The following is a 12,675-nucleotide window of genomic DNA, read 5'->3' as shown; positions in this document are numbered from 1 at the left end:
ACCCTCCATTATTCACTATTTTCAACGGTTGAAAAATAATCTTGAACGATGCGCTGTAAATCCGATGGCAGTTGCAAGCGCTCGGAGCTTTTTATATATGAATCTGCATACTCATTGACAACTTCTTCATAAGGCTTTGCTGTTCCACGTGTCACTGGCACTTCGCCAGGTTGCTCACTAGCAGCCTCTCCTTCTCCTAGCTGACCTCCGTCTACAGAAGTGTCACCAGTTCCACCGATTCTTGTTGGAATGGAAAGTAAATCTCTCCCACCGGAACCCTTACCTGCTCCAGAACCTTGACCCGAACCTGAACCCTGTCCTGACCCTTGACCTGAACCGGAACCGGATCCTTGACCTTGCCCCTGGCCTTGTCCCTGACCTTGTCCTTGTCCTTGTCCTTGTCCTTGTCCTTGTCCCTGACCTTGCCCCTGACCTTGCCCCTGACCTTGCCCCTGACCTTGACTCTGGCCTTGTCCTTGGCCTTGACTTTGATTTTGTCCTTGGCTTTGATTTGATTGATTAGAATTTTTTTGTGTGTTTGCGTTCGAGCTATTTTGTGCTATTTCATTAGAAGTAAAAGGAAATGATTTTCCCATCTTGCTTAGAGCAGTTTGAGAAGTGGCTGCACTTTTCGATAAAGCGCTTACCGTATCTTCTAATGAAGCAAGTTCTTTTTGCTCCTCTGCCGTAAGAGATGATTCAGTAGAGCCTTCTTGTTCTGCAAGCTCCTTCTTTTTTTCTAACTTTTGTTCTTTTAAAGCTAATTCTTTTTGCTTTTTCACGATATCACGTAATGCTTCTTCTGCAGTTTCTACTTCCTTAAGTTTCTCTTTTAATTCCTTTAATTCTTTTTTAACAGATTGTGCTAATTCTTTTTTCTCTAATTTATCTACTTCTTTTTTCATTTCCTTTACAATTTGCTCTTCTTTTTCAATATCCTTTGCTTCCAATTGTGTCGCTGCTGGAAATGCATAAAGTACAAGAACAGCAGTAAAAGCAATGACAAACCCAATCATCCACTTAGGCTGAATATAACGCTTCTGCCGCTGCTGAAATTGTACAAATGCTTTTTCACTGCTCTGCTCTGTTTTTCCCAGTAACTGTTTGATGAGCGGTGACTTATCATGTAAGAAAGAAACGGCGGTTAACAGTAAATTATCTGGAAAGAAAGCATCCAATGTTCGAGTCGCTTCTTCTCTAGAAGGTCTTTTCCAAAATGCATACAAAAATACGGCGATAAAAACGATACTACCGACAATCACTGCTAGTCGAACATAATATGGCAAGACGAATAACCTAGAGACAAGTAGAATAGCCGCAGCAGAAGTAAATCCATAAAACAAGGCCGCTTGCAGCATTCTAATATAATGTTCCAACGCAAGACGACTTTTAGCTTTCCCAATAGTACGAATTAACTTATGCCCGCTACCCATCTTAACTTCCTCCTCATCTAGTACGCTTCATGTTTACACGTAATTTTTTCACAGCAATAATAATCGACAAAATTGTTATACAAATATAGAAAATGGCATATCCAATCCAAATCGGTATGTCCACTTTCGTAGATTCGGTGATGAAGCTATCCGAACCTGGTGAAATTAACGTAAGCATTAAAACAACTGGATTAATACTTGCAAAAAAATGAGCGATAGGGGATGACGCTAGCGTACCTGCTGCCATGCTATTCATACCTGTTATGACAAGGTAGATAAACCCAGTGACCGCAGTGAAGAAAATCATCGTTCCATAAGTCGCAATCATTGCTACAATCGTTTTACGAATAATGGTAGAGTACATAATGCCAATGCCACCAATGGCAAGCATCGTTAAAAAGAAAAATAAAAAAATGATCCCCAGTTGTCCGGGTGATACTCCTCCAAAAAGGAACACTAAACTATAAATAGGTAAACCAGCTACTACTAATAACAAAAGAAAAGCGATAGAAGAAGTTAACTTCCCGAAAATAATTTGAAAAGAAGTTTGGGCAGTGGTTAGCAAAATATTTAACGTTTGCTTTTCCCGCTCTGAGCTAATGGCACCTGCTGTTAATCCAGGGGTAATAAAAAGAATAAGCCCTAGCTGAATATACGTTAACATCGCAAACATGAAGAAACTTTCTTCCGGTCGGAAATAACCAGTACCAGTAAACGAAGTAGTCAGCATAATAAAGCCAAATACAAATATACACATCGCGATTAAGTAAAAGAGGATACCCGTAAAACTTTTTAACGAGCGAAAGCGAAGTTTTATTTCTTTTACTAATACTGGATTTGCTAGTAATTGCTTCATCCTATTTCACCCCTTTCGTAATTTCCATGAATACATCTTCTAAGTCCGTCTCTGTTTCCGAGAAAGAAATAATTTTTAATGATTGGTCTAGCGCTTTTCTCAACAAATCGATTTGATCCTCTTCCGTACCTCTATATGCAAAGGTAATCGCATTTTTCTCCGCAGCTATTTCTACTTTAGAAACAAAAGGATCTTCTTCAAAAAAGTTAACCGCGTTTTCTAACAATCCTTTCAGTCTCACCGTTATTTGTTTTTCACCTGCAAGTTGTGCTTGAATATCTGCAACGGAACCATGAGCTATTAATCTTCCCCCATCGATTACGCCGATTTCGTCACACATTTCTGCTAACTCCGGTAATATATGAGAGGAAATAAGAATCGTTTTGCCCATTCCTTTTAATTGTCTTAGTATATCTCTCATTTCGACCCGTGCTCTTGGATCTAGACCAGAAGCCGGTTCATCAAGTATTAACACTTTCGGATCATGAATTAGCGAACGTGCCAAACATAAACGTTGCTTCATCCCGCGAGAAAGTAAATCGACATAGTCATAGCGCTTATGGCTTAAGTTAACAAGCTCCAGTAATTGAGGTATTAACACCTCTCTTTCCTTTTCCGAAATACCGTAGCTTGCTCCATAAAAATCTAAATACTCATTTGCTTTTAACTGATCATAAACACCGAAAAAATCGGGCATATAACCAATTTGCTTCCGCACTTCATGTGCATCGGTTTTTACACTTTTTCCATTCACAAAAGCATCGCCAGAAGTCGGTTGGAGAAGTGTCGCTAATATCGAAAAAGTAGTAGACTTTCCAGCTCCATTCGCTCCAACAAATCCGAATACTGTTCCTTCTTCTAATGTAAGGTTTAAGTCATTCAATGCATAAAAAGAGCCATACTTTTTCGTTAATCCTTTTATCTCTATCATTGCGTAACCTCCCCTTTCAATCTTACTTCTGGAAGTCTTGTATAGGCATTTCCATCGACCGTTTTCTTCTGCAATTTATAATATAGCTCGCCTTCATCATTAATATAATGTTGGATATTTTCCGTATTTGTAAATCTGCTTTCAGTTATTTCTTCAAAGCTCCCTGTTTCTATATTCCATATCTCGATTGACTGGGAATTTCGATCCGTATTCGCAATTTGTAATTGTGTCCAATTTACTTTATCTAATGGGATTGTATTAGGGATTTTCCAATATACATTATATTCTCCATCATCTAAATGCCATTCCAAACTGTTGTTCATGACTGGTTCCATATATTTACCGTATTCATTCGTACTTACATTCACAGTGAACATATTGGCAGGTAATACAAATTCCCCGGCAAAGATTGTTTCTGCTGTAAATGGCTGGATGAGTAAATGTAAGGCTGACATCTCGACTTTTTTATCTTTTAAAGTAATAGGTACAATATTATCCTCTGCAAAACCAGAAATTACGGGGCTATTTCCGTATTGATCTGCCATTAAACTTGTGGAATACATCGACTGCTTTCGTTGTTCTACTAAATCAATGGACGTCCCTGAATTCATCCCAAAATTCCGATTGGCATACGGATTGGAAATCGGCATTAACATGACGGAGCTTAACTTTTTATTTACTTCAAGCTTCTCGCCTGGTTTAAGATCGCCTAATGGGATTAATTTACTTCCAGACCAAACCGAAACTTCTTTTACGACAAATGGGAAGTTATTTTGGATAGTTCCAGTAAGTTGACTTGCTTCCACCCGAAGGTCTACTTCAAAATTTCCTACTTCCGGTATTTGGGTTTCACCGAACAAGGAAGAAACAGACCAGTATCCTACATCTCGAAACGTTAACTCGCTACTAGTTGCATGTTTTTCCATAATTGCATTTTCGTATACATTTGGTGATTGTCCTGTAAATGAATTATAATTTCGCTTTGCAACCATCGTTGTAGTAGTAGGGGCTTCAAAAGTAAAATCACCACTTTTGTTACTTAAAATAGACTCTGCATAATATCCTTGCAAACTTTTATCTTCATTCACATGTAAAAAAGAAGATTGTTGTACTTGCGGACGAGCAATGCGATCTCTTGCTCCATAACCGAAAATAGCAGCGGAAGCAATGATTGCTGTGAGTGGTATAATCCCCCAAGCATACTCCCTTTTATCTTTTCTTTTCAACACGATATATAGTAGTGGCACAATAATAATCATATAAACGACTACGATTCCAATCATTAATGGTGTAGAAACTTTAAACGAACTAAATAAAGAATTCGTATCTCCTAATTCATAAACGAGTTGGTCTTTACTGTTATTATAACCATACATATTCGGCATATTTTGCACTTTTACAGCCTGTAAAATAGTGGACATTAAATCACTGTAAACAGGATCTTTCGCTAATGGATCGTCACCAAGAGAAAAAGTCGTTTGGATAATTGCACCACTGCCTATTTGTTTCTTTCCTGCTAGTATTGTTCCATCCAAATTAAATAATGGTGTAGCTCCATCATTTAAAGAAGACTTATGTACGATTAAATCATTGGATAATGTATTATTTGCAGTAAATGCGCGCATATTATCTGCCGCTATCGTTTGTGTAGTTCCTTCTAACGTTAATGGCAAATAATCCCCTAACTTCCCAACTTCAGCTGTAAGGTTAGCTGAAGCACCTATCAAGATATACCCGCCAGTTTTAACATAATCTATAAGTGCTTGTTGCTGCGTATCGGCTAAATCTGCTAGAACAAATTCATCTAAAATAATATAGTCAGCCATTTCCCATGCTATCGCATCGGTTGGTAGAGAAAAATTACTGAGCTGGGCAACATGGATCGCTTCATCATTTAATTGGTTTGGTTGTTTTATTTGGTTCAAAGCTTTTAGTCGATCTGCACTGTTTGTCAAGGTTAGATAAAAAATAGTGGTAGGATCATAAAAATTTGTTCGTAAGTTTTTTGTTCCCTTGAAATCGATGGATTTTCCTTTTTCCCATCCTCCTTCAAAAAAGTGGATAAGTTGAACATTTGACCCTTGATACATATAGTCTTCTCCCAAGCCACTTACTGCCACTTGAACCGTTTTTGTTTCTCCTGCTGCGATTTCAAATGGAATAGAAAGTGCGTTTCCTAGGTTATATGACTCCACCGTATCTAAAACGAGATCCCCAGAAAATGCATCTCCTTTGTTCTCAACCGTTAAGGTAATCGGTAAGCCTTCTCCGTATTTTGCTTTCCCATTAAATCCAGTCGTTACCTTCACATTTAAGTTAGGCGCTGCTAGAGCACTAACTGTTGGTAATAATGTAAAATAGATAAATACTACTGAAATAAATAGCGCTAACTTCCGAATATGCATCGTATTTCCCCCTTTACTTCTTAGTTATTAGTACGCTATTAAAAGGCGAAAGTTCCTTATTGAAATATTTGTGCATGTTTTTTTACAATGCTGACGAAAGCTTCCACTTGAGGAAGTTCAAATGCTGCATCATAACCAATAAGCCAAGTATCCCGTGTTAACTCAAACTGCTCTTCGTTATTTGTTAAAGGAATTTTATGCACATCTTCTTGTCCAGTCAATGTAATAGATGGCAAAATAGCATAGCCAATTCCATTTAGAGCCATTTGCTTACATGTCTCAATTTGGTCTACAATTATTTGTCTTTTCGGATTACTAGAGAAATGTTTTTGCCACCATTGCTGAATTTCCTGATAATAGTTTGAATCACTTTTGAATTGAATAAACGGCTTATCTGTTGTTAATACATCGTCTATAGAAGTCATTTCTTTATCTACTAAATACAGCGTATCCCGAAACAGATGTATTTTATTCCCTTTCCAGTCTGTTTGCCCACGCACAATCCCTATTTGCGCTTCCCCATCATATATAGCTTTGACAATTTCTGAACTCCAACCAGTTAGTAGGGAAACCTTTGCTTCTGGATATGTTTGTACAAAATCCTTCAGTACTTTCGGCAACCAGTTTTGTCCTACAATAGATGCACAAGCGATTTTCAAAGTTCCATGCACTTTAGTCGTTAGCGATTGAATTGCTTCGTATAATTCTTCTTTTTGTTGAATCATATTAGTCGCAAATTCAATGACTAATTCGCCTTCCGGAGTGGCAGTCAATCCTTTTTGGGAACGTAAAAACAGCTTAGTATTCCATTCTTTTTCAATCGTTTGAAGTCGTTGTGACAGTGCCGGCTGTGAAAGAAACAAACGCTCTGCTGCTTTTCGCATATTTTGTTCTTCTGCCAATATTTTAATAATGAGAAAATCGGAAGTCATTTTTTATCATCCTTTCTTTCAGTATCATCCATATCGTCCTTACATGAAAAAGAAGGCCCTTTATAAATAAGAGGCCTTCACTACTTTTACATCATTATACTTGAGTTTCTTGTGTTTGGTATAAATATTTTTTCATTTGTTTTAAAATGACTCTTCTCGTTAATATTCCCAAAAAAGTTCGTTCATCGTCTATAACACATACATAAGGATTATTCACTAACAAATCTAACCCTTTTTGGAATTTTTCTTTAATGTGAATAACCGGTACATCCGTTTTCATAATATCGTCAACTTTAAGATTAGGCAATCGTTCATATTCAATATGTTCTAATCCTAAAATTTCATCTGTTATTTGTTGTGAACTTACAAGTCCATGTAGTCTATATTTCACATCAAGTACTGGTATAGAAGAATACCCCGTTTTCGTCAGAACTAATAATGCATGTTCTGCGTTATTTCCTAATTGTACATGTGCTACTTTTTCTGCTGATATAATATAATCCTCGATTGGAATTTGTAAAAAATCCTTACTGCTTGCAACTATCATAGCATTCTACTCCTTTGTCTGTTTTCCCTTTAAGAAAACATCCCCTATGAAACTATGATAGCATATGAACAGATGAAAAAACTATGGAATCGCTTACATTTTTTTATTTTGTTTGGAATGAAAAAGTTATCCTTGTAAATGGACAGTTCTCGCAGTTTAGGGATACTGCGTGGTAAAAAGCTTTATAAGGTGACCGCTGTGATTTTCGCTACAGTCGTACGCTTTCCGCCGGGTAAGCGATGAGCCACCCCCGCCGCTTAGGCGTACGTTGGGGTGTCTCATTTTGCTCACTTATCCGGTAGGAGTCGACGCCTGCAGCGAAAATCAAAGGAAATTGCTTACATATCAGCTTCGGATCGTAAAAAAACAAAATTTTATACCAGTTTTTCAAAAGGGAGAATCCAGTAAATGGCATAGGGCAACCAACTCGTCATTGAAAGCAACCAGTTCTATTCGGAAAGCAATCAAATCAAATGCGAGAGCAACCAAATCTTAAAATAACAAGTTTACTTGGAGTGAGACAACGATGAATACGAGGTTTCATACCTATAAATGGTTGTATGAAATGAACTTTATCCTAAGTAAATACTCTACTTATTTGGAGAAAGCATTTTCTAATTAGCTTTAATAAATATTGCGTAGTGAATCTGATCAATTTAAAGCTCTGATAACAGTAGACGCAAAATTAGCAAGCAATTCCCATGGATTTTCGCTGCTGGGAGGCGACTCCAGTGGAGGCCAACAGGATGTTGGTCACGAAGGCGTTGCCACACGATGTGGCGTTTTTAGCCTTTGTTCCTCTGTGTGAGCAAAATGAGACTTCTCAGGCGCGGCGGTGAAGGCTCATCGCTCACCCCACGGAAAGCGTCCGCCCAGCAGCGGAAATCCCAGCGGACACTCATTTTCAACCCACTACCACGCAGTATCCCTATTATGTGCGTCACCGTTTCCATTTTATATCTGGTCAGATACAGTTACTTTAGCGCTTTTGTTATGCTTCCTCTTTCATTAACTGCTCAATTGGGCTTTTCCAGTTAATTTTAGCAGACGGGTAATTCATGCGTATTTCATTTTGTAAAAAACGAAAATCCTCTTTTCGAAAACCTTGTAGTTTAGCTACATCCTTTGTCCATACGAAAATAGAGACGACCTCAAATGCTTGATCAGTAGCACCTAAATATTTTTCTCCTTCAAATAATGCGCCTTTATATGTAATGAAAAAGTTTTTACGGATATTTTTAATATCATCATAAAAATAATATTGTTCTTTTTCATAAGCCTCATCTAATTTTCGCTTTGGATCAAACAAATAACGAAGAATTTTATAAAATGCATATATGATTATGACAATTATTAGCAATCGAAGTAAAAAGATCATTTTAAATGTCCTCCTTGTAAAATACATAGTAATTGCTATACGATAGAGGAGGTAGTTTGGTTTCAAAATAAATGAAATTTATTGGAGGAAAAGATGAATTTAGAAAAACTTTTTACAATGCAGCGTGCTTTAGACGAATATATTCAATCAAACAAACAAGTGGATGGAGATATTTTCACAAAAAAAGGATTAGCATTAGTTGTTGAGCTTGCAGAACTTGCAAATGAAACACGTTGCTTTAAGTTTTGGAGTGAAAAGGGACCATCTGAACGGCATGTTATTTTAGAAGAGTATGTCGACTCTATTCATTTTCTATTGTCACTAGGGATTGCGAAAGGCTTAGACGATTTAACGGATTGGCCAGTGGAAGAAAAAGAGGAAGATTTGACTACACTATTCCTTCTAACAAACGAGGCTATTTTGGGGTTTTTACATGAAACAACGAAAAGTACATATGAAAAGATTTGGATTTTGTATGGTGCAATTGCAGAAAAGTTAGGTTTTAGTAGTGAAGATGTATTGCAGGCGTATATTTCCAAAAATGAAACAAACTATGAAAGACAGAAGAGCGGATATTAAAAGTAATAAAATTGGAACTTTTTCAAATGTGAGCCGTAAACATACTAATATAAAGCTTAGTAATGTTGAGGTGAAATGTATGAAAAAGTTCTTTTTTTTATTTGTTTTATTGTTGTTAGCTTTTTCATCAAGTGTAGTTGCGGAAGCGAGATCTTATTCAATAGACAAAATACATATAAAATCTTGGATTCAACCAAATGGTGATTTATTAGTGAATGAAGTATTCACGTATAACTTTGATGGAACTTATACAAGTTTAAAGCGATCATTTCCAGAAGAACATGATCGCAATGTAAAAGACTTTTACGCTCATGAATTAACGACGTTAAGTCCAGAACCGGGTTTCATCGAAGATAATACGTTAAACACATTAAATGTTACAAAAGAAAGTGGCGTATATCGAACGAGTATAAACAAAACAAATGAGCAAGTTTCCTTTTTGTATGTCTATACGCTTAAAAATGCAGTGAAAGCGTATGATACATACAGTGTTGCAAATGTTACGTATTTTGAAGATGGGGATGCACATGATCAAGATTATAAGCAAGTGATAATAGACTATATTCTTCCTCAGACGATGGATCCGTCCAAATTCGATGGAGTATTCTTTGATCGAAATGCTGCACCAAATGGGAAGTCCGAATTTGGAATTCGGTTTAAAACGCCGATTTCGGAGTCTTCTTCCGTAACGAAAACAACTTTCTTTTTTCCTTCTACCGTCCTGACAAACATGGAGAAAACGAAAAGTTCTATTTCCATGAATGAAGCTTTTGCGAACGAAAAAAAACAAGCAGATGCCTTGCAAAAAAGGTTATCCAATATTCCTGAGCTTATTAATATTATACCTAAAGTTTCGCTCACATTAGTAATCATAGCAATTCTATTCATCATAGGTTTGCCCCAAAGGCATTTTTGGAGAAAAGGAATTGGTGAAAGTATACTGGATATCGATATTTTATATTTATTTTCAGTGTATAAAAATGGGAAAATGAATAAGAAAGCTTTTTTAGCAGGTTTATTTTCATTAGTTGAAAAAGAAGCTGCGATAGTCAAGCTGTCAGAAGCCGCAGTCCGCTTTAAAAATGACCCAAAGGCTCCGAAAGAAACTTTATTGTTTCGATTGAAAAATGGAGGAAATGCGAAGGCAGTATCCGAGAACTATCTTATTCAATGGCTTTTTAATACAAGAAGTGGTTCAAGTAAATGGGCATTTCATCTACATGATGTAGCTGGTGCGCCTAAAAAAGAAAGTGATAAAGGAATGTCCAATTACTATCATGCTAGAACGAAAGAGTTTAAAAAGAATCAAAAAGCTTGGCATAAAAAAGTACAGGACGAACTAGTAGAAGCAGGAACTTTCCATCATCGGTTGCCAAAGATTATGATAAGTTTAGCCATTATGTTGTTGTCCATATTCGTAGCTTTAAGTTACGATGCAGACCTTGGGAGTGGTGGAAGTATTGTGTTCCTTGCTATCATCACGATAATATTTCTTATTATTAATTGGATTAAATTAAACGATCGCGGCTTTTTTGTGTTTTATATGATAGTAATTAGTTTAATGGTAGGGAATATAGTAAATGATGAATTGATGAGTGAACTCATTGGTGTTATTTTGGCCATTATTCTTTTATATATTGCAGTACCGAAAAACATTCTTTCGATGAATGCTGTGCGTGCCAAAGATAATATTCGCTCTTTCCAAAGAAGTATGAGGAATGGTATGCCTGAAGGGCTTACGAAAGTGGAGCAGGAGAAGTGGACGATACGTGCATATTTATTTGGCAGAAAAAATGTGCAAATACCAGCTGCAGATGAAGCGCTCCCATTAGCAGCACTATTAATTGCTGGAACAGATCCAATGGACTATGTGACGAAATCATGGAAATGGTCTACTGGTGTTACCTCGGGTAGTGGATCTTCTGATTCAGGAGGATCTTATGGAGGTAGTAGTGGCGGTGATAGCGGCGGCGGAGGAGCAGGAGCCGATTAGAAAGTATAACGCTCAATTTTGAAAACAGGCTGAATTTAGAATATAATAGATAATGCAGTTATATTTAGGAGGGCGAAATAATGACAAAGTTAGATGAGACGTTAACAATGCTTAAAGAATTAACCGATGCAAAAGGGATTCCGGGGAATGAGCGTGAACCTCGTCAAGTAATGGAAAAATACATAAAGCCCTTTGCAGATAAAATAGAATACGATAACTTAGGAAGCTTAATCGCAGAAAAAGTGGGCGATGCAAATGGTCCTAAAATTATGGTGGCAGGACATTTAGATGAAGTTGGTTTTATGATTTCTAAAATTGATGACAAAGGATTTTTAAGCTTCCAAACAGTTGGTGGTTGGTGGTCTCAAGTAATGCTAGCGCAAAGAGTAACGATTGTGACTCGTAAAGGAGATACGATTACAGGTGTCATTGGATCTAAACCTCCTCATATTTTAACGGCTGATGCCCGCAAAAAAGCAGTGGATGTAAAAGATATGTTCATTGATATCGGTGCCTCTTCTAAAGAAGAAGCGATGGAGTGGGGAGTATTACCAGGTGATATGGTCGTACCGTACTTCGAATTCTCTGTAATGAACAATGAAAAATTACTGCTTGCCAAAGCATGGGATAACCGTATTGGCTGTGCCATTGCAATCGATGTATTAAAAGGATTGAAAGAGGAAAAACATCCGAACATCGTGTATGGTGTAGGAACAGTTCAAGAAGAGGTTGGACTTCGTGGAGCAAAAACTTCTACAGCAAAAGTAAATCCGGATATTGGGTTTGCGGTGGACGTTGGTATTGCTGGAGATACACCTGGAATTACAGCAAAAGAATCGACTAGCAAAATGGGGGCAGGTCCTCAAATTGTATTATTCGATGCTTCGATGGTATCCCACAAAGGATTACGTGATTTTGTTGTAGATACTGCAGAAGAAAATAATATCCCATATCAGTTTGAGATGATACCTGGTGGGGGAACAGATGCAGGCTCTATGCATATTTCATTAAATGGAGTTCCAGCATTATCTATTGGTATTGCAACTCGTTATATTCATTCACATGCAGGAATTCTTCATCGTGATGATTATGAAAACACAGTCAAATTGATCGTAGAAGTAATTAAAAAACTAGACCGCGATGCAGTGAATAAAATAACTTTTGATTAAAGAGTAATAGTTATAGTACAATCGAGTAGAGGGAAAATAATTTAATTATTTCCGCCCCTCTCACACCACCGTACATACGGTTCCGTATACGGCGGTTCAATTTATATTACAGTGTGTACCTTTAGATAATGTTCTAAAGCAGAGGGGAGCCCTCTCTGCTTTAGTCTTTTATTTGAGATTGCTCTATGAACAACTTTTGAAAGTCCGATGTACCGATAACCTTTTCGACAGTAAGTTAATCCTTTCGCTTCTTCCTTCGGAATTCCCAATTGAACAAGCGATTGGATTTGTTTCTTCGGTATCTTCCATTGCTTCCAGATAATCACTCTAATTCTGAAACGAAGCTTCTTATCTATCTCAGTCATCGCTGTTTTCATATTTGAGATTCTGAAGTAATTAACCCACCCAAGTATGACTTGTTTTAGTTTTAAAATTCGGTAGTCCAACTGGAC

Annotated in this window: 11 protein-coding genes; 3 read left to right on the top strand and 8 right to left on the bottom strand. The window is 37.2% G+C overall.

Annotated features, from left to right (window positions below):
• Positions 1-8: 8 nt before the first annotated feature.
• The 7 genes from FG383_RS16910 to FG383_RS16880 form a co-directional block, all read right to left on the bottom strand.
• Complete coding sequence (locus FG383_RS16910; protein WP_142608575.1) at positions 9-1,433, bottom strand: hypothetical protein; 1,425 nt, start codon at positions 1,431-1,433, stop codon at positions 9-11.
• Positions 1,434-1,446: 13 nt separating this feature from the next.
• The gene (locus FG383_RS16905) at positions 1,447-2,289 is read right to left on the bottom strand and encodes an ABC transporter permease (RefSeq protein WP_142608574.1); all 843 of its coding nucleotides are present in this window, start codon (positions 2,287-2,289) and stop codon (positions 1,447-1,449) included.
• A 1-nt stretch (position 2,290) separates the two neighbouring features.
• Positions 2,291-3,220, bottom strand: coding sequence for an ABC transporter ATP-binding protein (locus FG383_RS16900; RefSeq protein ID WP_142608573.1), 930 nt, complete (start codon positions 3,218-3,220; stop codon positions 2,291-2,293).
• Positions 3,217-5,625, bottom strand: coding sequence for a hypothetical protein (locus tag FG383_RS16895; RefSeq protein ID WP_142608572.1), 2,409 nt, complete (start codon positions 5,623-5,625; stop codon positions 3,217-3,219). The genes FG383_RS16900 and FG383_RS16895 overlap by 4 nt, the downstream gene beginning before the upstream one ends.
• A 56-nt stretch (positions 5,626-5,681) precedes the next feature.
• Complete coding sequence (locus FG383_RS16890) at positions 5,682-6,557, bottom strand: transcriptional regulator CcpC (RefSeq protein ID WP_142608571.1); 876 nt, start codon at positions 6,555-6,557, stop codon at positions 5,682-5,684.
• A gap of 94 nt (positions 6,558-6,651) precedes the next feature.
• Complete coding sequence (cbpB, locus tag FG383_RS16885; protein WP_142608570.1) at positions 6,652-7,104, bottom strand: cyclic-di-AMP-binding protein CbpB; 453 nt, start codon at positions 7,102-7,104, stop codon at positions 6,652-6,654.
• Positions 7,105-8,095: 991 nt separating this feature from the next.
• Entirely contained in the window at positions 8,096-8,482 is a 387-nt protein-coding gene (locus FG383_RS16880) for a sigma-w pathway protein ysdB (RefSeq protein ID WP_142608569.1), read from the bottom strand.
• A gap of 93 nt (positions 8,483-8,575) precedes the next feature.
• Between FG383_RS16880 and FG383_RS16875 the strand changes: the two genes are divergently transcribed.
• The 3 genes from FG383_RS16875 to FG383_RS16865 all read left to right on the top strand — a co-directional run bounded on the left by FG383_RS16875 (position 8,576) and on the right by FG383_RS16865 (position 12,223).
• Positions 8,576-9,061 carry a dUTP diphosphatase gene (locus tag FG383_RS16875; RefSeq protein WP_142608568.1) on the top strand — a complete coding sequence of 162 codons (486 nt, stop codon included), beginning with the start codon at positions 8,576-8,578 and terminating at the stop codon, positions 9,059-9,061.
• A 79-nt stretch (positions 9,062-9,140) separates the two neighbouring features.
• Positions 9,141-11,054 carry a DUF2207 domain-containing protein gene (locus FG383_RS16870; protein WP_185907987.1) on the top strand — a complete coding sequence of 638 codons (1,914 nt, stop codon included), beginning with the start codon at positions 9,141-9,143 and terminating at the stop codon, positions 11,052-11,054.
• 80 nt (positions 11,055-11,134) lie between these two features.
• Complete coding sequence (locus tag FG383_RS16865) at positions 11,135-12,223, top strand: M42 family metallopeptidase (RefSeq protein WP_142608566.1); 1,089 nt, start codon at positions 11,135-11,137, stop codon at positions 12,221-12,223.
• A gap of 101 nt (positions 12,224-12,324) precedes the next feature.
• On the opposite strand, the gene FG383_RS16860 is transcribed toward FG383_RS16865, so the two are convergent.
• A partial coding sequence (locus FG383_RS16860) for a group II intron maturase-specific domain-containing protein (RefSeq protein ID WP_281285353.1) occupies positions 12,325-12,675 on the bottom strand: 351 nt, incomplete at its 5' end.

Source organism: Psychrobacillus soli (assembly GCF_006861775.1).
Classification (GTDB): domain Bacteria; phylum Bacillota; class Bacilli; order Bacillales_A; family Planococcaceae; genus Psychrobacillus; species Psychrobacillus soli.
This window is presented reverse-complemented; position numbering and strand designations above follow the sequence as displayed.

What these genes read in the sequence shown, in the direction of transcription:
- FG383_RS16905 (WP_142608574.1), bottom strand. Translation starts at nt 2,289, where the DNA reads ATGAAGCAATTACTAGCAAATCCAGTATTAGTAAAAGAAATAAAACTT.
- FG383_RS16910 (WP_142608575.1), bottom strand. Translation starts at nt 1,433, where the DNA reads ATGGGTAGCGGGCATAAGTTAATTCGTACTATTGGGAAAGCTAAAAGT.
- FG383_RS16900 (WP_142608573.1), bottom strand. Translation starts at nt 3,220, where the DNA reads ATGATAGAGATAAAAGGATTAACGAAAAAGTATGGCTCTTTTTATGCA.
- FG383_RS16880 (WP_142608569.1), bottom strand. Translation starts at nt 8,482, where the DNA reads ATGATCTTTTTACTTCGATTGCTAATAATTGTCATAATCATATATGCA.
- FG383_RS16895 (WP_142608572.1), bottom strand. Translation starts at nt 5,625, where the DNA reads ATGCATATTCGGAAGTTAGCGCTATTTATTTCAGTAGTATTTATCTAT.
- FG383_RS16865 (WP_142608566.1), top strand. Translation starts at nt 11,135, where the DNA reads ATGACAAAGTTAGATGAGACGTTAACAATGCTTAAAGAATTAACCGAT.
- FG383_RS16870 (WP_185907987.1), top strand. Translation starts at nt 9,141, where the DNA reads ATGAAAAAGTTCTTTTTTTTATTTGTTTTATTGTTGTTAGCTTTTTCA.
- FG383_RS16890 (WP_142608571.1), bottom strand. Translation starts at nt 6,557, where the DNA reads ATGACTTCCGATTTTCTCATTATTAAAATATTGGCAGAAGAACAAAAT.
- cbpB (WP_142608570.1), bottom strand. Translation starts at nt 7,104, where the DNA reads ATGATAGTTGCAAGCAGTAAGGATTTTTTACAAATTCCAATCGAGGAT.
- FG383_RS16875 (WP_142608568.1), top strand. Translation starts at nt 8,576, where the DNA reads ATGAATTTAGAAAAACTTTTTACAATGCAGCGTGCTTTAGACGAATAT.